Source organism: Vibrio marisflavi CECT 7928, assembly GCF_921294215.1.
Lineage (GTDB): Bacteria > Pseudomonadota > Gammaproteobacteria > Enterobacterales > Vibrionaceae > Vibrio > Vibrio marisflavi.
This window is the reverse complement of sequence record NZ_CAKLDM010000002.1, coordinates 2,158,247-2,184,665: the sequence shown is the minus strand read 5'-3', so window position 1 is coordinate 2,184,665 and position 26,419 is coordinate 2,158,247. Positions and strand designations below refer to the sequence as shown.

Here is a 26,419-nt window from a genome sequence, read left to right as displayed (position 1 = left end):
GGTGTTGCTTTCAGGGAATAGGTTAGGGAAGACAACATGTGTCGCAGGCGTTTTAACTCAAAAAGCCCAATCAAGCAGAAAGGGCTCGTTCTGGTATTGGTCACTGCAGCTATGCTATCACTAGTGGGCGTTGCTGCTTTTTCTGTCGATGTAAACCATGCTCTGATGAATCAGACACGATTGCAAAACAGTGTGGATGCAGCAGCATTAGCCGCAGCAGTTGTGGCAGCAAATGGTGGTACTATAGATAATGCAACTGCAGCCGCGAATAGCACCTTAACCGGCATGGCCGGTGCAACTGGTAATACGGAAATGGACTTTTCCTCTTCGACAATCTCTGTGCAATTTTCCAATGACCCAGACACATTCCCTGATGGCTCTTTTACCGCTGATGGGGATGTTTTTGTTCGGGTTGCTGTTAGCAGCTATGAACTGACTGACTTCTTTATTGATGTTTTTGGAATAGATAAAGCGATAGCCTCCAGTGCTGTAGCAGGGCCAAGTGCTAGTTTAGAGGTGGTGTGTAATTTGGTGCCTATGGCTGTATGCACTGGTCCGGGTGGTGGTGCAAGCGGATATACCGTTGGTGACCTTTATGCCTTAAAACTTGGTGAGAATGGCGTCAATATGGGACCTGGTAACTTCCAGCTTCTTGACTTTGGTAGTGGTGCAGATCAAGTGCGTCAGGCTTTAGCCGGAAATTATAATGATTGCGAGTCGCTTGGCGATACTGTCACTACACAGCCGGGTAACCAGATAGGTCCGGTTGGGCAAGGGCTAAACACTCGCTTTGACCAGTACGGTGGCGGTGGGCTGTCCGCAGATGATTACCCTTCAGATGTATATGTTGGTGAGCCAGCAGATATTGCTGTGCTGGAAGCTGATGGTGTAACGATTACCTACAGTGATACCAGCGGTAGTGGAGGTGAAGCTTGGGGGTATTCAGATTATGAAACCGCCGCTGCAGCCTGTCCCGGTAGTGCTGATTGTCGCTCTGATGGTGACTCTAACCGAAGAGTTATTCAAGTCCCGATAGTCGACTGTGGAAGCTCTGATGGTGGTGGTGTAAATACATTAACGGTAGAAGCATTTGGTTGTTTCTTTCTTGTTCAACAAGCTCCGACAACTAATGGTAGTAAACAACCGGTATTTGGTGAATATATAGAGGAATGTTATGTTCCTAACGGCTCTTTCGGCAATGGTGGTGGCACAGGAGAAGGGCCGTTCAGAGTGGTGTTATATGACGATCCACTCAGTGAAAGCTCATAGCTGAAATAGTCCAATCGAAAATCTATTCCCTAGGTAAATGCTTGTGGGCATTCAATTGATATTGAATGTCCATATTTAGCATACTTATTGTAAACGTTTTCAAAATATACAATCGACGACTAGGTTTAGAGTTCAAACATAAGCCAAAGCCGCAACTAAATTTACCACTCATGCAAGTAATAAATAAATTTGTGCGTTAAGATCTCTATTCTTTGAGCTGAATGAAAACGTTTACATTGATGTGAGCTTGATCACGGCATGTTTCCTGCTTTGATTGATAAACTTCGTCTCAAGCATCAATATTCGCTACATCTATTCGAACAATGATGTAGTTAAATGGGAGTAAGCTCGTGAAAGTACTAGTAACTGGCGGTACAGGATATATAGGAAGTCATACGTGTGTTCAGATGATTGAAGCAGGTATGGAGCCGATTATTATCGACAACTTGTGCAACTCAAACAAAGAAGTATTAAACCGTATCAACGAGTTAACAGGGAAGTCACCTGTTTTTTATCAAGGCGACATTCGTGATGAGTCTTTCCTAGATTCGGTATTTTCTCAACATGACATTCAATCTGTGATTCATTTTGCAGGCCTTAAAGCGGTTGGCGAGTCCGTCTCTATGCCGCTGGAATACTACGACAATAACGTCAATGGTTCGTTGGTGCTGGCTCGCTCGATGAAAAAAGCGGGTGTGAAAAGTATCGTATTTAGCTCTTCAGCTACCGTATACGGTGATCCAGCTGTTGTACCAATCACAGAGGATTCTCCAACTGGTGCGACCACAAACCCTTATGGTCGCAGCAAATATATGGTTGAACAGTGCCTATCTGATTTCTATCAAGCTGAAAGTGATTGGAGTATTACATTACTTCGCTATTTCAACCCTGTTGGTGCTCATCCATCTGGCTTAATGGGCGAAGACCCGCAAGGTATTCCGAACAATTTGATGCCGTTTATTGCTCAAGTTGCAGTTGGTCGTCGTGAGTTCTTATCAGTATTTGGCAACGATTACTCGACGCCAGATGGCACAGGAGTGCGCGACTATATCCACGTTTTAGATTTGGCAGATGGACATATCGCAGCCCTGAATTCTGTTGGCGAAAAAGCGGGCTTACATATTTATAACCTTGGTACAGGTAAAGGCTCCAGTGTCCTCGAAATGGTGAATGCACTTAGCCAAGCATGTGGTCGCGAAGTGCCTTATCAGATATGTGAACGTCGCCCGGGTGACATAGCCGAGTGTTGGTCAAGTCCGGCGAAAGCGCAGCAAGAGTTAGGCTGGAAAGCCACGCGCACACTGGTTGATATGACTAAAGATACTTGGAATTGGCAATCCAATAACCCAACCGGGTATGAACAAAAATAATCGTCTGATGCTCAAGTGACACTTTCGCTTGGGCATCCAGTTTGGCTTAAAGGTTTGAGTAGTTTGTTATGAAGTTTAATCCTGTAGATCACCCTCATCGTCGTTATAACCCGTTAACAGGCCAATGGGTTTTGGTTTCACCGCATCGTGCAAAACGCCCTTGGAGTGGTCAAGATGAAAAGCCATCGATAGATGAGTTGCCATCTTATGACGACAAGTGTTTTCTGTGTCCAACAAACGATCGCATTTCTGGTGACTCAAACCCGGATTATCAAGGCACCTATGTTTTTAGCAATGATTTTGCAGCGTTGATGACAGACTCTCCTGATGCACCTGAATCAGAAAATCCTTTATTCAAAGCGCAGGGTGTGCGTGGTTTAAGCCGAGTGATTTGTTTCTCTCCAGATCACAGCAAAACCTTGCCTGAGCTTCCTGTTAACCAAATCCGCAACGTTATAGACACTTGGAATGAGCAAATTGAAGAGTTAGGGAAAGACTACGTTTGGGTTCAGGTATTCGAGAACAAGGGCGAGACAATGGGATGCTCTCAACCTCACCCTCATGGCCAGATTTGGGCAAACAGCTTTTTACCAAACGAAATTGAGCGCAAAGAAAAGCATTTAAAAGAGTATTTTGAACAGCATAACTCAAACATGCTTGTCGACTACGTCAAAGCCGAAATTGAAGACGGTAGCCGAATTGTGGTTGAGACTGAGCATTGGGTTGCTGTTGTCCCTTATTGGGCTGCTTGGCCATTTGAAACCATGTTGCTACCTAAAGTACACGTTCGACGCATGAATGAGCTTAGCGATGAGCAGCGAGACGATCTTGCGCTTGCAATGAAAAAGCTGACTAGTCGTTATGACAACCTGTTCCAATGTTCATTCCCATATTCAATGGGCTGGCACTATGCGCCATTTTTTGAACTGGGCACGAATGTAGACCATTGGCAGTTGCATGCATTGTTCTATCCACCGCTGCTTCGTTCAGCGACAGTGAGAAAATTCATGGTTGGCTATGAAATGTTGGCTGAAACTCAGCGTGATCTTACGGCAGAGCAAGCTGCTCAGCGCTTGAGAGATTTAAGCGACGTGCACTTCAAAGAGCAGTAATACGCCACGTACCAACAAAGAATTGTAAACACAACGTTAGTTGGCTGCCCTGCAACTAGCCTGCAACTTCTGGCAGCTAGTCTAAGTTTGCCGATCGCGGAAAAATAATTTTAAAAAATAGAGTACTGATTATGTCTACATTAATCCAAAACGTGAAAACCAGTTTTCAAAAAGCTTTTGAATACCCAGCATCTCATCTCATCCAAGCTCCAGGTCGAGTTAACTTGATCGGTGAGCATACCGATTACAACGACGGTTTTGTCTTACCTTGTGCAATTGACTACCAAACGGTTGTGGCGGCTAGCAAACGTGAAGACAGCATTGTTCGAGTTGTCTCTGTAGATTACCAAGATGCAGTTGATGAGTTTGATCTCAAAGAAGAGATCGCGTTTTCACAAGATAAAATGTGGGCGAATTACATTCGTGGTGTGGTGAAGTGTCTAGTTGAAAAAGGCTATGATATTCAGGGTGTTGATTTATCGGTGAGTGGCAATGTTCCTCAAGGCGCAGGGTTAAGCTCATCAGCGGCATTGGAAGTGGTCATTGGTCAGACATTCAAAGTTTTGTTCGGTTTGGAAATTAGCCAAGCAGAAATTGCCTTAATTGGTCAAAAAGCAGAAAACGAATTTGTAGGTTGCAATTGCGGCATCATGGACCAAATGATTTCAGCCGAAGGCAATCAAAACCATGCGCTACTGCTGGACTGCCGCTCGTTAGAGACTCAAGCGGTGGCGATGCCGAGTGACCTGTCTGTTGTGATCATCAACTCTAACAAAAAGCGTGGTTTGGTTGATAGTGAATACAATACTCGCCGAGAGCAATGTGAAGAAGCGGCAAAAACTCTTGGTGTGAAAGCACTACGTGACGCAAATATGGACATGCTAACTGCTAAGCTTTCGGAGCTTGATGAAACGGTCGCAATGCGTGCTCGTCATGTGATTACTGAAAATGATCGTACGGTTGAAGCGGCAATTGCTCTGGCTGAGGGGAATATTGCCCGCATGGCTGAACTGATGGCTCAATCTCATGCGTCTATGCGTGATGATTTTGAAATTACGGTTGATGAAATTGATTCCTTGGTTGATATCGTCAAAGGCGTTGTTGGTGAGCAAGGTGGCGTGCGCATGACTGGCGGTGGCTTCGGTGGATGTATTGTTGCGTTAGTCCCACCACAACTTGTCGATGCGGTAAAACAAGCCGTGGAAGAAAAATATCAGATGCTGACAGGGCTTGAAGCTTCAATCTATGTTTGCCAAGCATCTAAAGGTGCAGGTCTAATTGAGTCAGACGCGCTATGAATCCATCCCTAGAATATTCAATGATTCAATCTGTGGCTCACGATGGTGAGCCAGCTAATGTAGTCACTCTGTGCAATGAGCAAGGCTTATCCATTACCTTAATGGATATTGGTGCGACTTGGCTCAGTTGCCAGCTGTCCATCGATGAAACAGAAACGCGAGAGCTTTTACTAGGCGTTTCAAGCATCGAAGATTTCTATAAACAAGAGTGTTATCTAGGAGTGACTGTTGGTCGCTATGCCAACCGAATCGCTAAAGGTCAGTTTGTTATTGACGGAAAACAGTATCAAGTCAGTACCAACCAAGCTGGAAACTGCTTACATGGCGGAGAGGTTGGCTTTGACAAACGCCGCTGGAAGATAGCAGAGCAAACGAACGATAAAGTGATCTTTGCCCTTCGTTCAGAGCACGGTGACCAAGGCTTTCCCGGTAATCTAGATGTTTCTGTGACTTACCAATTGCTGGCTGACAACTCAGTATTGATCGATTACCACGCCAACACTGATTCAGCGACACCTGTAAACCTGACCAATCATGCCTATTTTAATCTTGGCAATGGCGAGGATGATTGCAAGCAGCACCGTCTGCTTATCAATGCTGAGCAATACCTTCCAACTAGTGAAATGGGAATACCTCTAGATAAGCCAATAGATGTTGTGGATACCGGATTTGATTTTCGTTTGATGAAGAGTATCTCTAAAGACTTCTTGTCTGACGAGCAGCAAGTGCTAGCAAGAGGATACGATCATAGCTTTGTGTTGAAGCCAGATTGTTTAGCAGGAGAGAAGGCTGCTGAAGCTATTTCACCTGACAACAAAGTCAAGCTGAGTGTATTTACTGACAAGCCCGCTATGCAGCTGTATACAGGCAATTGGTTAGCAGGTAACCCAAACCGAAAAGGCGAGCGCTATCAAAACCATGCAGGGTTTGCTTTGGAAACTCAGTTTTTGCCTGATTCGATGAATCATCTTGAGTGGAATCAACCGAGCTGCATTTTACAGCCCGGCGAACAGTATCACTTTTCGACTCGCTATCAATTTGAGCTGATTGGCTAACTGACGTTTGCCAACATCACGTCGATGATTAATTTATGATGGGCTTGGACGCCAGCTAAGTTATCGTACTTGGGAACAAGACGGTCATTTTCAAGCGGGTAGTGCCATCCCATCGTATGCTGAATGAACTGTTCAGCAAAATGTTCAGATATGTCTAAGCATCCTGCAATCACGGTATCCACATAGCTTTGCATAATTGGGATCACTTCACATGGCGGTTGGTGATTTTCTTTTACATACACCCAAATAGGGGCTTGCTGGTTAAACGTGTGCTCAGTGTCAATTTGATTGGGCAAAATTTCGATACGGTCGTAGCCACTTTCTCGTTGGTCAAAGTAAGACAATTCTGCTTCCTCAACCTCAATCAGTACACCATTTACTTTACCGTTTCCAGGGACGACTATTAGAGGTGACAAAGTCGTACTGTGTTCTAGTTTTCCCCAGTGGCGAACAAGCCCATTAACAAAGGCTGGTATCGCAGGACCAGTTTTTCCAGTTAAACGCCTAGATTCAGAGTTCATAAGGCTGCCGTAACCAAATATATACATAGAACACCTGTAATTTCTTACTTACATCACTGTCATTATTATCAGATTTCTTGTCAAAGGCCAAATTTAAGCCAAGACTGACACATCTACCCAATGCTTCTTGATGTAAAATTAACAACAGTAGCGTTGTTAATTTTACATTTTGATAGAAGTGCTTTCCTTCTAGGTACTTGATTTTATTTAAAGTTAAATCTGGAATAAAACTTGCCCTACTATGTGGTTTTAAACGAAAAGAGAGTTAGGTGAAGCTGTGCTTAATATTACCGACAAAAAACAGGAAGAGGCGATTCCTTCTTATCTCAGATTAGCCTTTCGGCCATTTTTTCTCATGGGCAGTTTATACGCCATTATTGCGATTGCGTTGTGGGTTTACATGTTCCAAAACGGGCAGTTCTCATCGCTACAAGTTCCTGCACTTTGGTGGCATGTGCATGAAATGCTTTTTGGCTTCGCGATGGCTATTGTTATCGGCTTCTTGCTTACTGCAGTTCAAAATTGGACAGGAGTTCCCGGCACAAAACATTGGAGGTTGCTTGTGCTGGTCACATTTTGGTTTTTGCCTCGACTATTGTTTTGGACTCAGGCACCAATTGCATTGATTGCCAGCATCGAATCTCTTCTCTACGTATTTGTTGCGTTTGAATTAGGAAAGCGTGTGGTTCAAACAAAGAAATGGCGCAATTTGTTTTTTGTTCCCTTGCTGTTGGTCGCATTGTTAGCGAATTTGGCGAGCTATGGCGCATTGGAAGGAGTATTACCTTTTTCCTCCAGTGCTGTTTGGCAAGCAATGCTGTGGTGGTTTGCATTGCTTATTTCGGTTATGGGTGGGCGTGTGATTCCATTTTTTACCGAGAAGAGATTTCAAGTTGAGAAGTCGCAACCCATTTTTGTGTTGGAGCTGATCGCAAATGGTTCGTTAGCCGCTCTATTTGTCGTGAGCTTTTTCCCTGAACTAATGAATCAAATTGGCTCTATTTTGATGCTAGCTGCTGGTATTGCGCAGATAGTGAGAATTGCGCGTTGGAAGCCCTTTATCTCACTAAAAGAGCCGTTGGTTTGGTCTCTACATTTGAGTTACTTCTGCTTACCTGCCAGCTTAATCATCCGCGCGCTTTGGCAAAATGCTTTTGCTCAGCACAATGCGCTTCACTTATTTGCTATTGGGGCAATAGGTGGCGTTATTTTGGCGATGATAGCGAGAGTAACCATGGGACATACTGGAAGAGAAATCTATAAAGGTCCTAGGATGGGAATTGCTTTTGCATCGGTTGTGATTGCTGCTGTTATTCGAGGCTTATTGGTGCCTGTGTTTCCTACGCATATGATGTTGTTGATTGATATTAGTGCAGGGCTTTGGATACTCGCATTTGGTTTATTTGTGTTTAATTTTGCTCACATGCTTCTCCGCCCAAGAGTGGATGGACATCCGGGGTAAGAAAGGGAGCGAAAAGCTCCCATCTTCAGGTTAGTGACTGGCTGTGTAAGATCGCACTGCAGAAATCAGATCTTCTTTCGCGACTGGAGCGATAAAGCTTGCGTTAATGGCATTGATACTAAACTGAGCAATTTCTTGCTTGGTGAGCTCATGCGTATCTGCAAGTGCATAGAAGTTGTCATTCATGTAACCGCCGAAGTAGGCTGGGTCGTCTGAGTTTACCGTGACACATACCCCCGAGCGCAGCAGTGAAACAATATTGTGCTGCTGCATATCTTTAAATACCTTGAGCTTAATATTGGAAAGCGGGCACACTGTAAGTGGTATTTGCTGCTCTGCCAGTGTCTCAACTAAATGCGGGTCTTCAACGCATCGAACACCATGATCTATGCGAGAAGTCTTCAGCATATCTAGAGCGTCCCAGATATTTTGAGCCGGTCCCTCTTCGCCAGCATGGGCAACGGTTAAGAACCCTTCTTCTATTGCCTTTGCGAAGACTCGGGCGAATTTTTCAGGTGGGTGGCCTTGCTCTGATGAATCAAGCCCAACGGCGATGATTTTGTCTTTGTATGGAAGCGCTTGCTGCAAGGTTTCAAAAGCAGCAGCCTCATCTAAATGGCGCAAAAAGCATATGATGAGCTGACTACTTATATTGAGCTCTTTGTTTGCTTTATCGAGTGCTTTTGAGATGCCATTGATGACAGTATCAAATGCAATACCACGCTCAGTATGAGTTTGTGGGTCAAAAAATATTTCACTATGAACCACATTGTCTTCTTGGCAGCGAAGCATGTAGGCCCATGTTAAATCAAAAAAGTCTTGCTCGTGGATTAAGACATTTGCGCCTTTGTAGTAGATATCTAAAAAGGACTGCAAATCGTCAAATTCATACGCTTTCCTGACTTCTTCGGGAGTGTCGAACGGAATATCAACTTTGTTTCTTTTGGCTAATTCAAACATTAGCTCGGGTTCAAGTGAGCCTTCGATATGAAGGTGAAGTTCTACTTTGGGAAGGTGTGTAATGAAGTTTTTCATGGCCGATCCTGACTTATTATTTTTATAGTGGGTAAACTAATAATAGGCAGGAATATTCAGTGTTAACAAAATTTCAGCACTAAAAAAGGCCAGGTGTGACTCTGGCCTAAGAGATTTAGCTGATTAACAACAATTAGTTATTGCTATGTAATTCGCTGTTTAGCTCAACCGCTGTTTTGTTTGCTAGGCATTCAATTTGGCCTGTCACCGAGTTGCGACGGAACAGTAGATCAGATACGCCGGCTAAATCACGAGCCTTAACAACTTCAACTTCATTACCATCTGAATCAAGCATACGAACTTTCGAGCCAGCAGTAACATATAGGCCCGATTCAACCGTACAGCGGTCACCAAGAGGGAAACCAAGACCAGCATTCGCACCTAGTAGAGAGTTCTCACCAATAGAGACAACTACTGTGCCACCACCAGAAAGCGTGCCCATGATTGAAGCGCCGCCACCAATGTCAGAGCCATCACCCACTACAACGCCTGCAGAAATACGGCCTTCAACCATACTTACACCAGTTGTGCCAGCATTGAAGTTAATGAAACCTTCGTGCATCACCGTCGTGCCTTCACCCACGTGAGCACCAAGGCGAACGCGAGAAGTGTCAGCAATACGAACACCATTTGGCACAACGTAATCGACCATTTTAGGGAACTTGTCGACACAATCGACAGAAAGAGCACGGCCTGCCAAGCGAGCTTCAATTTGGCGATCAGCCAGTTCTGGTAAGTCGATTGGGCCTTCGTTTGTCCAAGCGATATTGTGTAGCAGGCCAAAGATACCATCTAGTACAGTGCCGTGAGGTTTTACTAGGCGATTAGAAATCAGTTGCAGTTTTAGGAAGCCTTCAGCTACGTTTTGTGGCTTTTCGTCAGCAGCTAAAAGAACCAATACTAAAGGTTGCACAGAGCTTGCCGCTTTGTTTGCAAACGAAGCATTCGTGTTATCACCATTTGCTTCAAATGCAGACGCGATATCACCACATTGAGCAGGGGAGATTTCGATAACTTGGTTGCCGCCTTCATAGCCACTAACTTGTGTTAGCTGTTCAACTAAAGCGTCACTTGGGTGCAGTACTGGATTTGGGAAAAATGCTTCGATGATTTTTCCATCACGATTCTTAGTTGCTGTACCAAAGGCAAGAGAGAAAAAGGCCATAATGTATCCTCGTACTGAAATTGTATTGAGCACCCGTTGTGCTACACATATATTCGATTGGTTTTCATCATAAAGACTCATTGATCACGTTTAAAGAGTGATCGGATAGAAAGTCTGTCAAATGATACGCTTTGTCTTTTTAGCGATATTTCTCTAATGTCAGAAAAAATAACTACTGAGCCGAAAAGAAAAAGCCCGGAGCAAGGGCTTCGGGCTTTTGATTTGAGACTTTACTTTAACAGATTGGCATTAGCATTTTTTGCTTTATTATTTTCCAACCTTAATGCAACCGTTGAGCGGGCGCTGTTAAAGTTTTAATTACTTGCTTAGGTCTTCAGCGTGCTCAGATAGGAATGCTGCAACACCTTTTGGAGATGCGTCCATACCTGCTTTACCTTCTTCCCACTGTGCAGGGCAAACTTCACCGTGCTTAGTGTGGAAGTTTAGAGCGTCAACCATGCGCAGCATTTCGTCGATGTTACGGCCAAGTGGTAGATCGTTCACTACTTGGTGGCGAACAAGACCTTCTTCGTCGATTAGGAAAGAACCACGGAAAGCAACGCCTGCTTCTGGGTGCTCAACATCGTATGCTTGGCAGATTTCGTGCTTAACATCAGCAATTAGTGGGTACTTAACTTGACCGATACCGCCATCTTCGATAGCAGTGTTACGCCATGCGTTGTGAGAGAACTGAGAATCGATAGAAACGCCGATTACTTCAACGCCTTTTGCTTTGAAGTCTTCGTAACGGTTGTCAAAAGCGATTAGCTCAGATGGGCAAACGAAAGTGAAGTCTAGTGGGTAGAAAAATACTACAGCTTTCTTACCTTTAGTGAACTCTGCGAAGTTGAAGTTATCAACGATTTCACCATTACCTAGAACTGCCGCTGCAGTAAAGTCAGGGGCTTGACGACCTACTAGTACCATTTTTTGCTCCTAAAAATTTTGGTTAGTTCCAAGCAAATACAACTCTGCTTTTGCTCGGTCCGTTTTAATTCGAGACAAACTATATTACAGAATGTAGTATAGAAAAAAGCGAATTAAATAGATTAAGTTAATCGAAAAAAGCGATTAAAGAATTGCTGGGTAACTATATCTCTTTTTTGTATTCATAAACCACAATAAATTTGCAACAACTCATTAATAAATATGATTAAATGGCCTAGCTTAAAGCAACTACATTACTTAATCACTTTGCACGAAACTCGCCACTTTAATGATGCTGCTGAGCGCTGCTTCGTCAGTCAATCGACTCTAAGTAAAGGCATTCAAAATCTCGAAGAGATTGTGGGTTGCCCTTTGTATGAAAAGAAAGACAAAAAAAGCCCATTAGTTTTTACCCAAGCTGGTGAGCTTGTGGTTCAGCAAGGCAAAGAGTTACTCGCTAAAGCTCAAGATCTTGTAGAGTTAGGCTACATTTGCAAAGGCGATAGCATGCAAGGTCAGCTTCGAGTTGGCTGCATCCCTACTATTGCGCCTTTTTTGCTAGGCGACTTAGTCCAAGATGTGAATACACGCTTTCCCCAGTTGAACCTTTTGCTAAGAGAAGATACGACAACTAATTTACTAGCAGCACTACGACATGGTGAACTTGACGTGCTTATTCTTGCTTTACCTGTTGATATCGGTGAAATGGATAGTCGTGTAGTGGGCCATGATCCGTTTCGGATGGTGATCAGTGATGATCAGGTTGAAAGCATCCCAACACCAATAAAATATGCAGATTTGCCTGATGAATCGGTGTTTTTACTAGAAAAAGAGCACTGTTTAACTGAGCATGCTGTCTCGGCTTGCCAGCTAACCGCAAAAGAGAAAATCAACCCTTTCAGCGCGACAAGCCTTCACACTTTAGTACAAATGGTTGCAAATGGCCTCGGAACCACTTTTATTCCACAAATGGCTATTGATCATGGACTGCTGGAAAATCAAAACCTTGCAGTGATTGACCCTCCTGGAAAACAAGCTTATAGAGATATTGGACTTGTTTGGCGTCCCAGTTCTTCTCGCGTTGATACATTCAATCGACTTGCAGATGTGGTATCTGGCTTACTTTAGCAAATTGCTGCCTAAATTAGTGCTTTTGCTTATCGCCTCTAAGAAATAGAAATTAGCCTAGTAATTAATGCTAGTTTGAAGTCAATAACCAGAATATTATTTTGTTAGTATTTTTTGACTTGTAAAATTTTACAAGTTTTACTTACTGAACCTTTCAGAAGTTTTTCGAACTTCACATCACTAATTTTACACATCGAACTTGCCTCCCATAATTTACCTGATCTTGTCAGCCATGTAATAGCAATGCTTTGGCTGGTTGATCTTTGTTCACCTCTGTTTGAATAAGCCATTTTTATAGTTTATATGAAATTTTTATGTGTAATTTAATTACGTAATATTTACTAAATTTCACTTCAAATTGGGCAAAGAATACCAATCGGAATAAAACTTTGAATTTCTATTTTTTATTATTTTCTACCTTTTCTATCCACTCATGTTGATGTAGCTTAAGTAATACTAATTAGTGAGTTAACAGTGAATTTGTGAATCTTGTATTAAATGGTAATGAAAATTAACCGAATGTTTACTCCCTAATTGGGCTTTTGTTCTTAAGTCATATAATTTGGGCATTTGTGGTTCGATAGTTACAAATGTAATTTTGAAATTATTTCAAAGGAAGAGAATTATGCTTGCACAAACCTCTGAGAAAAATACCTTGTCTCAAGAGAAACTAACCCTGAGAGGGGAGCTAACGACTGACCAGGCTGCTATCTTCCCAGCCGAGGCGCAAGCTTTATTGTCTAACTTATGTGAGCAATTTGCTGGCAGAGTTGATGATTTACTTTTGGCTAGAGAAGCACGCCAGCGTCGAATTGATGCGGGGGAGTTGCCTAATTTTCTACAGGAAACACAAGACATTCGTGAAGGCAGCTGGAAGGTTCTAGGTATTCCAGATGATTTAAAAGATAGGCGAGTAGAAATTACAGGCCCGACAGACCGTAAAATGGTTATCAATGCACTAAATGCGAATGTAAAAGTGTTTATGGCCGATTTTGAAGACTCTCTCTCTCCTGCTTGGGGTAAGGTGCTAGATGGACAGGTTAATTTACGAGATGCTGTTAAGGGAACCATCAGCTACACCAACCCTGGCAATGGTAAGCAATATCAACTATCGTCAGATCCTGCGGTGCTAATTTGTCGAGTGCGAGGTCTGCACTTAAAAGAAAAACATGTCACTTTTGAAGGAAAAGCGATCCCCGGTGCGCTGTTTGATTTTGCGGTTTATTTTTTCAATAACTACAAAGCATTATTAGCGAAAGGAAGTGGACCTTATTTTTATCTGCCGAAACTACAATCACACCACGAAGCGAAATGGTGGAGTGATGTATTCCACTATACTGAAACCTATTTCGGTCTTGATACAGGAACAATAAAAGCCACGGTTTTAATTGAAACATTGCCCGCTGTATTTGAGATGGACGAGATTTTATTCTCGCTTAAAGAACATATTGTTGGATTAAATTGTGGCCGTTGGGACTATATATTTAGCTACATTAAAACATTAAAAGATTACCCAGAGCGAGTATTACCTGATAGGCAAGTGGTAACGATGGATAAACCATTTTTAAATGCCTATTCCCGCCTACTTGTCAAAACATGTCACAGGCGTGGCGCGTTCGCGATGGGAGGTATGGCTGCCTTTATTCCTTCTAAAGATCCGGCAGTGAATCAACAGGTTTTAGACAAGATCAACAAAGACAAATCTATTGAAGCGAACAATGGTCATGATGGCACTTGGGTCGCCCATCCAGGTCTTGCTGGTACCGCGAGAAGCGTATTTGACGAGGTGTTAGGTGAGCGTATCAATCAACTCGATATCTCTCGCGCTGACGATGAGGAAATTACAGCCGATGATCTGTTGGAACCATGTGAAGGTGAGCGAACAGAGCAGGGCATGCGCCACAATATTCGTGTCGCGCTGCAATATATTGAAGCTTGGATTTCTGGCAATGGCTGCGTGCCTATTTACGGCATGATGGAAGATGCTGCTACTGCTGAAATCTCTCGCGCATCTATTTGGCAATGGATTAAACATGGTAAGTGCTTGGATAACGGAGAGGTTGTGACCAAAGCGCTCTTTAGCCAATACCTAACTGAAGAAATTGAAGTGGTGAAATCGGAGCTAGGAGAGGAGAGGTTCAACAGCGGTCGCTTTGATGAAGCGTCCAAGCTCATGGCAGATCTTACCACTAGCGATGAACTGACTAACTTTTTAACCGTACCCGGGTATAACTACTTGGACTAAAAAACAATGAATTAACACAACGCTATTTCATGGAAAGCATGAGTGACAGGGAAAGCTGGGCGTGAGCCAATAACAGAATGAGGGAATGAACATGAGACTAACTCGCCGTCAACAAATTGAAGCTCTAGAAAAAGACTGGGAAACTAATCCACGTTGGAAAAACGTAAAACGTACCTACAGCGCGGAGGAAGTGGTTGAACTTCGTGGCTCGATGGTCCCAGCAAATACCATTGCACAGAAAGGCGCTGATAAGTTGTGGTCGCTAGTGAACGGTAGTGCGAAAAAAGGTTATGTAAACTGTCTCGGCGCGTTAACCGGTGGACAAGCTGTGCAGCAGGCGAAAGCGGGTATCGAAGCCATCTATTTATCTGGCTGGCAGGTTGCTGCAGACAACAACACCGCGTCTACGATGTATCCTGATCAGTCTCTCTATCCTGTTGATTCTGTCCCTGCTGTAGTCAAGCGCATCAACAACTCATTCCGTCGTGCAGACCAAATTCAATGGTCATCAGGCAAAACTCCCGAAGATGAAGGTGGCGTTGATTATTTCCTCCCTATCGTAGCTGATGCTGAAGCAGGCTTTGGTGGCGTGCTGAATGCTTATGAATTAATGAAGAATATGATTGAAGCAGGTGCAGCGGGTGTTCACTTTGAAGACCAATTAGCGTCGGTTAAAAAGTGTGGACACATGGGCGGTAAGGTTCTTGTTCCAACCCAAGAAGCGGTTCAAAAACTGGTTGCTGCTCGTTTAGCTGCTGATGTTGCTGGCACAACGACATTGGTGATTGCTCGTACTGATGCTAACGCGGCGGATCTGATGACGTCAGATTGCGACCCTTACGATAGAGATTTCATTCAAGGTGAGCGCACAGCTGAAGGCTTTTTTAGAGTCAAAGCGGGTATCGACCAAGCTATCTCACGCGGCCTAGCATATGCGCCATATGCAGATTTGATTTGGTGCGAAACTGCAAAACCATGTTTAGATGAAGCGCGTAAATTTGCAGAAGCTATCCATAAGCAATATCCAGATCAACTTCTAGCGTACAACTGCTCGCCATCATTTAACTGGGAGAAAAACCTAGATTCAGAAACTATCGCTAAGTTCCAACAAGAGCTCGCGAATATGGGCTACAAATATCAGTTCATTACTTTAGCTGGTATCCACAACATGTGGTACAACATGTTCGAACTTGCTCATGATTATGCGAAAGGTGAAGGCATGCGTCATTATGTTGAGAAAGTGCAGCGTCCGGAGTTTGAAGCGGCAGAAAAAGGCTACACTTTCGTGGCTCACCAACAAGAAGTGGGTACAGGCTATTTCGACAAAGTGACTAACACAATTCAAGGCGGACAATCTTCAGTGACAGCTCTAACAGGCTCAACCGAAGAAGATCAATTCTAAAAGCAACTAATCCAAATGTATTGTCCATGTTTGAGCGGCGAAAGCCGCTCTTTTTTGTTGAAGGGAAGGGAGGAAATTAATACAAAAAACGAGAATGGTTTTTCTTATTTGTATTAAGAATACTCTTCTGGTTCTGTGTCTTCTTGCAGTTCTAACAGGTTGATGGCTATGGATACAAAATCACTATCAGTGATAATCCCAACTAACTGGCCATTCTCTATTACTGGCAAGCAACCGACCTTATGCTTTTGCATATATTTGGCACTTTCTTTTAAGCCCGCTTTAGGATCGGCGGTCATCAAGTTTGTGTGCATCATATCATTGAGTGGCGTATTGAGCGTATACGACTGGTCGTCAGAGACTTTGTGTAAGCTAGACTCTTGGGCTGCAAGAATATCTCTTTGAGTGACTATGCCATACAACTTGTTGTCTGAATCGACAATGGGAACGTGGCGAATTTCATGCTTTTCCATTACTTCTTTCGCATCAATGAGTTTGTCAGAGCGTAATAGAGTATGTGGGCTACGAGTCATCATATCTTCGACTTTAATCATGCGGACCTCCAGCTTCCTGATTGCATGACTTTACTATAGAAAACTTTGATATTTTGTGTTGGGATGTAGCGCTATGTTTAGGTGGAATAACCGTAAGAAAGTACGTGAGTTTTTAATTGGTACTGAGATGGAAAAGAGCCTATATCGATAGAGATATAGGCTTTAGAATGAATCAATTGGAAATTAACTTGGCTTAATAGCGACGCCTATAGCGTTTGCAGTGGCAGCAAAAATACCGTAGCCCATAATGCATTTTGGTACTATGGGATCACTTGGTCCAAATTGATTGGTATACAAATCATAAAGGTATCGAACGATTCCTGCTATATCACAAGACATAGAGAAAAGGTTTGCAGCGATCTGTCTATCTCTTTTGTTTTGTCCATAGTCTCTATACGATTCATCAAATTCGTATATCTTCATGCAGAAAGAACACACACGTTGGAATAGCTTTGCGCATTTAACAAAGTGTTTATAGTCTTTGCTTTGGCCCTTCCTAAAGGTACTTGCTAAGTATAGCGACTCCCAACACAATAAAGACATTGTATCGTAGTAATCCACATCGTCGTTGCTAGCCTTGTAAGCCCACTTGAGGACCTTAATTTGAGCGTATGCCATTGTTAGAGCGTCTGCAACTATGTCGAACATATCGAATAGGCTCTCATTTTGGGCTTTAACTTCTTCACTTACAACTTTTTTGGCCCCCCATAAAACAGGCCATAAGAAGTTCATCGCAGTACTGTAGTAACTTACATTTGTTAGAAAATCATCGGTATAATCACCATACTGCCCATTAGGCAGCTGTTCCTGCATGTAATTATTTGATTGAGAAGGAAGAGGAGGGAGGCTGGTAACACTCTTACCTGTTGATATGTATTTATACACCCAATAGAAGGCTCCAAAAAACATTCCATGTAAATCAGAAAGCGAGAGCTTTAATGACAAATCAATATCAAACAACTTCAAGAATGCGCTTAGAACAGGGATCTGTATTTTAATGGATTTACTACCCCAAAGAGTTTTTGTAGCGTCTAAGCCAGTATCTATGATACCGTCGCTGAGAGTTAAAAATGATGTGATTGCGTTTAGTGATGAAGGAAACTTTTTTAATTCCGCTATATTATCACAAGTGAGATCAACTGCTTGGCTGGGATCTGAGGTATATTTCCCAATGTTATTAATCACGTTGTTTAAAACAGTGCTAGAGCTGATAGTTTCTAGTGGATTTGAGTCAAAAAGAGTGTACAAATCATCTAGGCTACTTACATTTATGTCATCAATTACAATAGGGCTTAATACATTTACAGCCCCACCAGCTACTTTTCCTATAGTTTTGCTCAATTCTTGAAATGGCTTAACAATAAAGTCATGTACAAACGGGTTGTTTGTTATTTTCTTAAGTTGCTTTTGTAAGTTTATATCTGAATCTTGTTGGGACTCTTCTCCGTGTCCCCTTCCTTGTTCTTGTGGGTTTTCATTGTAGGCTGTCAGGGTTTTGTTTTGATATGCTTCTTGTTTTGATTTTACTGAGCTTGCTTGTGATGGCATGCTATTCATTAGAGCTTTAGTTGTACTTTGAGAACTCTGGATACACTTGATCATATCTTGTAAGTGCAAAAGCATATCTATCAGCTTTATTATCAAAAGCACTGGGGAAATGATAACTAAACCAACATTTTTCCAGAGAAAATTGCCAACATCTTCCAGCGTTTCTAAGGCCGATTCTATCCAATCTCCGGGACCACCGATGTCTAACGCATTGCCTAACATATCCAGTAGATCCCAAGTCGCTCGAAAAGAGACTAAACCGGTAAATGGATCAACGGAGAAGCTCATACTTCCCTTTATGTCTTTCATGGTCTTTTTCGCAGTGCGTTTTGCTGTGTGCATGGCGTCACTGAGAAATTTTTTCGATTTTTTCCAAAAGCTTTGGTAGCCGTTTGACGAGACGGTAAATGCTGTTGTTTTCCTCAATACACCATTTTTAAATTCATAGGCACATACTTGGGTCGAAGAGCTAGAATATCGAGTGTTTCCTCCTCCCGATTGGTAGTTGTCACTCGATCTGACATGTAGTGTATATAAAGGATCGACGCCCGATGTTAGGGAGCTGACCGACGACATGAAGTTGGTCGATTTGACTGTTGGTTCAACCATAGTTGTCATGGTTGCGGCGCTTGCTTTGGCCGTCTCAGATACATATTGGCTTGGATCCTCGCCATCTTCTAGTGTGTCGCTGATTTGTATGTTTTGATTGTTGATTTCTTGTCGAACCAGATCTTCATTGTTGTAATCGTCACTGGCGAGCCTTTCTGTAGAATCCTGTGATAGAATGATGGAAAACCAAGCTGAACTAACGCCATCGCCATTGGTGTCAGTAAACATTGCATTGTCGTAATTGCTCCGATTGAGTGAGCCGACATCGACCACTCGAGCCATAAGTTGGCACGTAACATCTTCTGCCAGTATTTTTATTTTGTATACGTCACAGCCCTCTTCTCGGACTAACGCACCTTGTGTTCTGTCAATTGCATAGCAGCGCCCCTCATTTACAGTGATTTTCGTTGGTGCAGAGCCTCTTATTTCGAGGTATTGGTTTTCTCCTAGCACCACGTCACTTCCGTAGCCATTGGCTGGCTTTATCACTGCTTGGTAGCAGCTTTTTGTTACATAATTCTCTTCATCATTTTGCTCTGCTTCGTCTAATCCCATGGCGATGGTGATTGGAGTTGTGATCCAGGTTTTTTCAACCATTTGGTTGTAAACCATAAATGCTCCCATCTTGTCTGAATCACCATTGAATTCATACGCGACATATTCAGAACATTGGTTAAACCTAGGGTTACATTGAATATCTATAAACCCATCGCCTAGGTAAAAGCCGCTCTGCTCCTCTGATGCAGCCCCGTTATCAAAAGTTCTTAACCTTTCACACTCAAAGCTAGGCGCATTCATGAAATCAAGACAAACCTTACCTGCATCGTGTGGTGAAACGAGTCGGCCGTAACCTGTAGCTGGTTGATAAGGCGTATCTGAGTTTTGATCTTCCACCCTTTGGCGATACATTTGTACATTTCCAAGGTTGTCTAAACTATAAAAGGTAAAGCCACCGTATTTGTTCTTTCCACCAGTGAGTTTAATTATATTGCCTAGATTCGACAGGTTTAATGGTAGGAAGGGCATGATTGCCACTAACTGTCCGGTTCCTATATCATGGGCGGTCATCGCAACAAAACGCGTGTTAGAGTAACCTTCATAGCTAGCACTTTTGAAGTCAACTATACAAATCTTCGCAATTGCGGAGATGGCGTGTGTATTATTTGGATTATAAGGGTCGGTGTATATGCCATTGACCTGGCCCAGTTCATAGCTATGATGAATTCTTTCTATATCGTGTGCATAATATAGATTGTCTAGTCCATAAGGCTTTATTATTGCATCTGTGTCGCTACTAGCCACTGAGCGTTCGTTCACGGTAATAGATGTATTGCCAAAAGAAAGCGATGTATTACTGCCAGTACTATTACTTGGAGAAAATTTTATTGTTAGTCTTTGATTAGGGTAATTGGCGTTAGATATACTATTGTCTGTTCTGACATAGAATGTTTTGTCACCATTACGATCATCTTGAACGTGTTCTAGAGTTATATTGCCGCTCATTTTTGAAGCAGAAAGGTGATAAGCCGATATGGATTTGTACCCTTCAATACATACAACGAACAAGTGATGGTTACAGCATAATGTTATATAACTTTTACCAGTAACATCGGTATAGCTGTCCGCTTCAAAATCTGTCCATATCTCATTGTCTGTGCGATTAAGTATTGGAAATATATTAGCAAATGATATTACATCCCAACCAGTGGTAACGCCTCTGGTACGTTCAAAGCTCGCTTCAGCAGTCATCCATCGAGCACAAACATAAGCATGGCGAGGGGCACTGTCATTGACAACCATTGCTTGAACGCCCAGCATATTTTTTCCATCTTCAGTGACTCGGTTGTGCAAGGGGTGAGTTAAAGATTTGAGGGTGAAAAATTGACCACAGCCGCCGTTATCTATAAGGCCATAGCGAAAAGCACTGTTTGGGATCAGGCTTGTTACAAAGCCGCCTCCTTGGTTGTCTTCATCATCTTGTTCATTGCTATTGTGCTCTATGATTTCAATTCCGAGCCCGTTGCCATCGGGTATCGCTCGCGCCATTTCTAGGCTGCCATAGTTATTATCTATATCAGTAAATTGGTCTTCGGTCGGTGAGTTAGTTTCTAAATCAGATTGCAGCTTTAATTGTCCGTAATTAAAGCCTTCTAATGCACAAATATTGTTTGCAGCGTGACCCCGATCAGGCAACTCTCCAATACCCGGTGCCTTAAACTCACTTTCAGAGACTACCTGGGTATACATTTCAGTACCATAATTGAGCGTATAAGCAGTAATCTCATCATTAATATCAGCTTCAGTAATTCCAAAATCTGCAGGGTTACTACCATATTCTGGAATGAGTTGTCCCCAAGCACTAGGCATCATCCCTGAACTCACCAATGCACCGAGTGTTGCTATTTTTCCGCTGTTGCTTAAGAAGCTTCGCCTTGAAATTAGAGAATCAAAACAGGCCAGCTCTTTCTTCTTGAGTTCATCGTTTTTTAGAGCTTTGTTAATAACTTTTTTTAGTTTATCTCGTAGGGTTGTGTTTTTTTTGGTAAGACTCATTTTGTAATCCTTGTAAATATATAAACTTTTCCTGAAACTTGAGCTTTGTATTTATTGTTATTGTTATTGTTGTTACTACTTTGTATGTTTAATAAAATCAGCTCATTAGCTATTAAATATTGCTGGGTTGTTCAAATTTTTAAGGATGATATTGATTTGTCTTATATGATTCTTAGTGTTGGGAAACATAATTAGTAAAATGTTTTAAAATGGGTATTGGGACGAACCATTAACTGTTGGATATGTTAATAACTGTTATTGATAACGAGATATTTAGTGGTAAATATATTTTTGAAATTGCAGCTCAAAATTTAAACTTCTGTTAGAAGGAGCGTCGTTAGCCGGTGTTAATTGAACACGAATAAGGCTTACTTGCATTGTTTATCTAGCCCTCAATGAAACTCTATGGTTTCAAGACATCTACAAGCTTCCACTTGCTATTGCGCGCTCTAGGCATATACTAGTCCGCTGCGAAAATGTTCGCTTTAGATTTGTTCACAACGCAAGACCAGTAAAATGCAAGTTTCAGATTTTCACTTTGACCTTCCAGATGAGCTTATTGCTCGTTATCCGCAGCCTGAACGCAGCGCTAGCCGTCTATTACAGTTAGACGGGAATAGTGGCGAGCTGACTGACAGCACATTCAAAGATCTGCTCGATCAAGTTCAGCCGGGCGATTTGATGGTATTCAACAATACCCGAGTTATTCCTGCGCGTATGTTTGGTCGCAAGGCTTCTGGTGGCAAACTGGAAGTGCTAGTAGAAAGAATGCTGGATGAGCACACTATTCTTGCTCATGTTCGTTGTTCTAAATCGCCAAAAGCAGGCAGTTTTATCTTTATTGGTGAGAACGACGAGTACCAAGCTGAAATGGTTGGCAGACATGAGTCGCTATTTGAGCTGAGGTTCACTTCTGATAAAGCAGTGCTTGAGATTTTAAACGAAATCGGCCACATGCCACTTCCTCCTTATATAGATAGACCTGATGAAGACAGCGACAAAGAGCGCTATCAAACGGTTTACAACGAAAAGCCGGGGGCGGTAGCTGCGCCAACAGCTGGTTTGCATTTTGATGATGAGCTACTAGAAAAGATAAAAGCAAAAGGTGTCGAGCTTGCGTTTGTTACCTTGCATGTCGGTGCAGGCACTTTTCAACCGGTAAAAGTCGACAATGTACTTGAGCATCACATGCATGCTGAATACGTTGAAGTGCCTGAAGAGGTAGTGAACGCTATTCATGAAACAAAACAGCGTGGTGGCAGAGTCATTGCGGTGGGAACGACGTCTGTTCGCTCGTTAGAAAGCGCGGCGCAATCTGCGAAATCGAATGGCACAGAATTGGTTCCTTTCTTTGGTGATACAGAAATTTTTATCTACCCAGGTTATGAATATCTGGTTGTCGATTGCCTAGTGACAAATTTCCATTTACCAGAATCCACACTCATCATGTTGGTTAGTGCTTTTGCTGGCTTTGAAAATGTGATGGACGCTTATAAACATGCGGTTGAGCAGAAGTATCGCTTCTTTAGCTACGGCGATGCCATGTTTATTCGCAAGAAAACCGATAAATAATAGATTTAGTTAGGGCGCGATGAGCTAGAGCTTATTTGCGTATAGAGAGATTAGTGTCAGATTGTTTCTCTGGCACATTGGAGGTTTCGTGAAACTACAATACGAACTTAAAAAAACCAACGGCAATGCTCGCCGTGGTCAATTAACTTTTGAACGTGGTACGGTTCAAACACCAGCATTCATGCCTGTTGGAACCTACGGCACTGTAAAAGGTATGACTCCTGAAGAAGTGAAAGGAACGGGTGCTGAGATTTTGCTTGGTAACACATTCCACCTTTGGCTACGTCCAGGCCAAGAAGTGATGAAGATGCATGGTGACTTGCATGACTTCATGAATTGGCAAGGCCCAATCCTGACAGACTCAGGCGGTTTCCAAGTATTCAGTCTTGGTGATATCCGTAAGATTACTGAAGAAGGTGTACACTTCCGTAACCCTGTAAATGGCGACAAGATCTTCATGGACGCAGAAAAGTCGATGGAGATTCAAAAAGATCTTGGCTCCGATGTCGTGATGATTTTCGATGAGTGTACGCCATACCCAGCGACTCATGATGAAGCGAAAAAGTCGATGGAAATGTCTTTGCGTTGGGCTCAGCGTTCACGCGATCATTTTGACAAGCTGGAAAACGAAAATTCACTATTTGGCATTGTTCAAGGTGGTGTTTACGAAGATCTACGTGATGTTTCAGTTAAAGGTCTAACGGATATTGGCTTTGATGGTTACGCGGTCGGTGGACTGGCTGTTGGTGAACCAAAAGAAGATATGCACCGTGTTCTTGAGCACACTTGTCCGCAGCTTCCAGAAGACAAGCCTCGCTATCTAATGGGCGTTGGTAAGCCGGAAGACTTGGTCGAAGGTGTACGTCGTGGTATCGATATGTTCGACTGTGTTATGCCAACTCGTAACGCGCGCAATGGTCATTTATTCGTGACAGGTGGTGTAATTAAGATCCGTAATGCGAAGCATAAAACGGATACCACGCCACTCGATCCAGAGTGTGATTGCTACACATGTAAGAACTACTCAAAATCTTACCTTCATCATCTAGATCGTTGTAACGAAATATTAGGAGCCCGTTTAAATACGATTCATAATTTGCGTTACTATCAGCGTCTGATGGAAAGTATCCGTAAGGCTATCGATGAAGATCGTTTCGACGAATTTGTGAGCGAGTTCTACGCGCGTCGAAACAGAGAAGTGCCACCATTGGCAAAATAGAGACACTTACCGTACCCGAGTTATCATTATTGGCGCTAGGTCAATAGGCATAACTCGGTAAATAGGGTACTTTAACGTTAGGTTATCAACACCTAAAAATTAAAACAAAGTAAGAGGAAATTTTTATTATGGGTACAGCTCAGCAAGGCGGCGGCTTCGAAATGCTAATTATGTTAGCGATGTTTGCAGTAATTTTTTACTTCATGATTTACCGTCCTCAAGCCAAGCGTGCTAAAGAGCATAAGAATCTAATGGCTTCAATGAGCAAGGGTGATGAAGTACTAACAAGTGGTGGCTTAGTTGGTAAAATCACTAAAATTGCTGAAGGCAACGATTACATCTCAATCGAGCTTAACACGAACAATGAAGTCGTTATCAAGCGAGACTTCGTAACAGCCGTACTACCAAAAGGCACGATTAAGTCTCTGTAAAAAAATCAATCTACTCAAGTGACCTAATGTCTTCACCAAGGGTCACTTGAGCTTAACAGCTAAAGGATCTTGCTGTGTTAAACCGTTACCCCCTATGGAAGTATTTGATGGTAATGATGATTATCATCGTTGGCGCATTGTATGCCCTTCCAAACATCTACGGTGAAGATCCAGCTATACAAGTAACAGGAACGCGCGGCGCTTCTGTCGATTTGTCAACGTTGGACACTATCACCACTATCTTAAAAAAAGATAACCTTCCTTATAAATCCATTGCTCTCGAGAGCGGTTCTGTTCTTGTTCGATTCTCCGACACTGACACTCAGATCAAAGCCCGAGATGCCATTTCGCGAAGCCTAGGTAATCAATTAATTGTCGCGTTGAACCTTGCTCCTGCAACGCCTGCTTGGCTTGCAGATATTGGTGGTTCACCAATGAAGCTTGGCCTTGACTTGCGTGGTGGTGTTCACTTTTTGATGGAAGTGGACATGGACGCAGCACTTGAAAAGCTCATCGGTCAACAAATCGAGTCTTTCCGCAGTGAGCTAAGGGAAGCAAACATTCGCTATCGCTCTATTCGTCCATTTGATAAAGAAATGGCGGAAGTCGTGCTGCGTAATGAGGAGCAACTAGCACAAGCTAAGACACTACTTGAGAAAAAGCACCCTGATATGGTGTTTACTGAAGCGACGAGTGACGGAAAGCTTGCGTTGAAAGCTCGCTTTACTGAAGCAAGAATCAAAGAAGTTCAAAACTATGCGGTTAGCCAAAATATCACTATTTTGCGTAACCGTGTTAATGAGCTTGGTGTCGCAGAGCCATTGGTTCAGCGCCAAGGTGCGAATCGTATCGTCGTTGAACTGCCAGGTGTGCAAGATACCGCGCGAGCCAAAGAAATCTTGGGTGCAACTGCAACACTTGAGTTCCACGCAGTGGATGAGGGCGCTGATAGAACAGCTGCAGCTAAAGGTTATGCGCCTCCTGGAAGTGAAATTGTTCCAGATAGAGAAGGCCGCCCTGTCGTATTGAAAAAACGCGTGATTCTGGGCGGTTCTAGCATTACGGATGCTTCTTCAAGTGCAGATGAATATGGTCGCCCGCAGGTTAACATCTCGCTAGATAGTGAAGGTGGAGCGAAAATGTCGGCGTTCTCGAAGAAGAACATTGGCAAGTTAATGGCAACAGTATTCGCTGAGTACAAAGACAGTGGTAAGCGCACGCCAGAAGGTAAGGTTATTCTTACTAAACATGAAGAAGTGATCAACCAAGCGACGATTCAGTCCGCCCTTGGCCGTAGCTTCAGAATTACCGGTATTGATTCCCCTGCAGAAGCTCACAACCTAGCATTGCTACTTCGTGCTGGTGCGTTGATTGCTCCTATCTCAATTGTTGAAGAACGTACCATTGGTCCATCAATGGGACAGCAAAACATTGATAAAGGTGTTGCGGCTTGTATCTGGGGCATGGTCGCAGTAATGCTCTTTACCATGCTTTACTATCGCGGTTTTGGTCTTATTGCTAACTGCGCGCTTGTTGCAAACCTAGTGCTTATCATTGGTGTGATGTCGATGCTTCCAGGGGCAACGATGACCTTGCCGGGAATTGCCGGTATCGTTCTAACTGTCGGTATGGCTGTTGACGCTAACGTTTTGATATTTGAACGAATACGGGAAGAGCTACGAGAGGGGCGAAACCCTCAACAGGCAATTCACCAAGGTTATGCGAATGCCTTTAGTACTATCGCAGATGCCAACATCACGACGCTGATTACAGCCATTATCCTGTTTGCTGTCGGTACTGGGGCAATCAAAGGTTTCGCGGTGACGCTGTCGATCGGTATTATCACTTCCATGTTTACAGCCATCATTGGTACACGTTGTATCGTGAACCTAATTTATGGTGGTAAACGCGTCTCTAAATTGTCGATCTAAGGCTGGGAATAAT

The 26,419-nt window shown here is 43.0% G+C and carries 19 protein-coding genes; 13 read left to right on the top strand and 6 right to left on the bottom strand.

From position 1 onward, the window contains the following. The first annotated feature begins 36 nt into the window (after positions 1–36). The 5 genes from L7A31_RS16765 to galM all read left to right on the top strand — a co-directional run bounded on the left by L7A31_RS16765 (position 37) and on the right by galM (position 6,104). The gene (locus L7A31_RS16765) at positions 37–1,269 is read left to right on the top strand and encodes a pilus assembly protein TadG-related protein (protein WP_237362900.1); all 1,233 of its coding nucleotides are present in this window, start codon (positions 37–39) and stop codon (positions 1,267–1,269) included. 350 nt (positions 1,270–1,619) lie between these two features. Then, positions 1,620–2,639: a UDP-glucose 4-epimerase GalE gene (gene galE, locus L7A31_RS16760; protein ID WP_237362899.1), complete on the top strand. Its 1,020-nt coding sequence runs from the start codon at positions 1,620–1,622 to the stop codon at positions 2,637–2,639. A gap of 68 nt (positions 2,640–2,707) precedes the next feature. Next, on the top strand, positions 2,708–3,751 hold the full coding sequence (locus tag L7A31_RS16755; protein WP_237362897.1) for a UDP-glucose--hexose-1-phosphate uridylyltransferase: 1,044 nt from the start codon (positions 2,708–2,710) through the stop codon (positions 3,749–3,751). Positions 3,752–3,882: 131 nt separating this feature from the next. Continuing rightward, the gene (gene galK / locus L7A31_RS16750; protein WP_237362896.1) at positions 3,883–5,049 is read left to right on the top strand and encodes a galactokinase; all 1,167 of its coding nucleotides are present in this window, start codon (positions 3,883–3,885) and stop codon (positions 5,047–5,049) included. Then, positions 5,046–6,104 carry a galactose-1-epimerase gene (gene galM, locus L7A31_RS16745; protein ID WP_237362894.1) on the top strand — a complete coding sequence of 353 codons (1,059 nt, stop codon included), beginning with the start codon at positions 5,046–5,048 and terminating at the stop codon, positions 6,102–6,104. The genes galK and galM overlap by 4 nt, the downstream gene beginning before the upstream one ends. Here the strand turns inward: galM and L7A31_RS16740 are convergent. Further along, entirely contained in the window at positions 6,101–6,652 is a 552-nt protein-coding gene (locus tag L7A31_RS16740) for a gamma-glutamylcyclotransferase family protein (RefSeq protein WP_237362893.1), read from the bottom strand. The two genes, galM and L7A31_RS16740, sit on opposite strands and share 4 nt — an antisense overlap. 250 nt (positions 6,653–6,902) lie before the next feature. Here L7A31_RS16740 and L7A31_RS16735 point away from each other — a divergent pair, with 250 nt between their 5' ends. Next, positions 6,903–8,087, top strand: a complete 1,185-nt coding sequence (locus tag L7A31_RS16735) for an NnrS family protein (RefSeq protein WP_237362891.1) — start codon at positions 6,903–6,905, stop codon at positions 8,085–8,087. Positions 8,088–8,117: 30 nt separating this feature from the next. Here the strand turns inward: L7A31_RS16735 and L7A31_RS16730 are convergent, their stop codons facing one another. The 3 genes from L7A31_RS16730 to L7A31_RS16720 form a co-directional block, all read right to left on the bottom strand. Continuing rightward, a complete protein-coding gene (locus L7A31_RS16730; protein ID WP_237362890.1) occupies positions 8,118–9,122 on the bottom strand; it encodes an adenosine deaminase in 1,005 nt (334 codons plus the stop codon). Between the two features lie 133 nt (positions 9,123–9,255). Continuing rightward, on the bottom strand, positions 9,256–10,287 hold the full coding sequence (dapD, locus tag L7A31_RS16725; protein ID WP_237362888.1) for a 2,3,4,5-tetrahydropyridine-2,6-dicarboxylate N-succinyltransferase: 1,032 nt from the start codon (positions 10,285–10,287) through the stop codon (positions 9,256–9,258). 318 nt (positions 10,288–10,605) lie between these two features. Beyond that, positions 10,606–11,214 (bottom strand): peroxiredoxin, encoded by a 609-nt coding sequence (locus tag L7A31_RS16720; RefSeq protein ID WP_237362887.1) that lies wholly within the window; start codon positions 11,212–11,214, stop codon positions 10,606–10,608. Positions 11,215–11,436: 222 nt separating this feature from the next. Here L7A31_RS16720 and L7A31_RS16715 point away from each other — a divergent pair, with 222 nt between their 5' ends. From L7A31_RS16715 to aceA, 3 genes are all read left to right on the top strand, one after another. Further along, positions 11,437–12,342 (top strand): hydrogen peroxide-inducible genes activator, encoded by a 906-nt coding sequence (locus tag L7A31_RS16715; RefSeq protein ID WP_237362885.1) that lies wholly within the window; start codon positions 11,437–11,439, stop codon positions 12,340–12,342. A gap of 625 nt (positions 12,343–12,967) precedes the next feature. Then, positions 12,968–14,587, top strand: a complete 1,620-nt coding sequence (gene aceB, locus L7A31_RS16710) for a malate synthase A (RefSeq protein ID WP_237362884.1) — start codon at positions 12,968–12,970, stop codon at positions 14,585–14,587. A gap of 91 nt (positions 14,588–14,678) precedes the next feature. Next, positions 14,679–15,989, top strand: coding sequence for an isocitrate lyase (aceA, locus tag L7A31_RS16705; RefSeq protein ID WP_237362883.1), 1,311 nt, complete (start codon positions 14,679–14,681; stop codon positions 15,987–15,989). Between the two features lie 113 nt (positions 15,990–16,102). Here the strand turns inward: aceA and L7A31_RS16700 are convergent, their stop codons facing one another. Together L7A31_RS16700 and L7A31_RS16695 are read right to left on the bottom strand one after the other, a co-directional pair. Next, positions 16,103–16,543, bottom strand: coding sequence for a CBS domain-containing protein (locus L7A31_RS16700; protein ID WP_237362882.1), 441 nt, complete (start codon positions 16,541–16,543; stop codon positions 16,103–16,105). Positions 16,544–16,726: 183 nt separating this feature from the next. Further along, positions 16,727–21,253, bottom strand: a complete 4,527-nt coding sequence (locus L7A31_RS16695; RefSeq protein WP_237362881.1) for a hypothetical protein — start codon at positions 21,251–21,253, stop codon at positions 16,727–16,729. 516 nt (positions 21,254–21,769) lie between these two features. Here L7A31_RS16695 and queA point away from each other — a divergent pair. The 4 genes from queA to secD all read left to right on the top strand — a co-directional run bounded on the left by queA (position 21,770) and on the right by secD (position 26,406). After that, a complete protein-coding gene (queA, locus tag L7A31_RS16690) occupies positions 21,770–22,825 on the top strand; it encodes a tRNA preQ1(34) S-adenosylmethionine ribosyltransferase-isomerase QueA (protein ID WP_237362880.1) in 1,056 nt (351 codons plus the stop codon). 88 nt (positions 22,826–22,913) lie between these two features. Further along, positions 22,914–24,044 carry a tRNA guanosine(34) transglycosylase Tgt gene (tgt, locus tag L7A31_RS16685; RefSeq protein WP_237362879.1) on the top strand — a complete coding sequence of 377 codons (1,131 nt, stop codon included), beginning with the start codon at positions 22,914–22,916 and terminating at the stop codon, positions 24,042–24,044. A gap of 128 nt (positions 24,045–24,172) precedes the next feature. After that, on the top strand, positions 24,173–24,475 hold the full coding sequence (yajC, locus tag L7A31_RS16680; RefSeq protein ID WP_237362878.1) for a preprotein translocase subunit YajC: 303 nt from the start codon (positions 24,173–24,175) through the stop codon (positions 24,473–24,475). 74 nt (positions 24,476–24,549) lie between these two features. Further along, positions 24,550–26,406 carry a protein translocase subunit SecD gene (secD, locus tag L7A31_RS16675; RefSeq protein WP_290368760.1) on the top strand — a complete coding sequence of 619 codons (1,857 nt, stop codon included), beginning with the start codon at positions 24,550–24,552 and terminating at the stop codon, positions 26,404–26,406. Positions 26,407–26,419 lie beyond the last annotated feature (13 nt).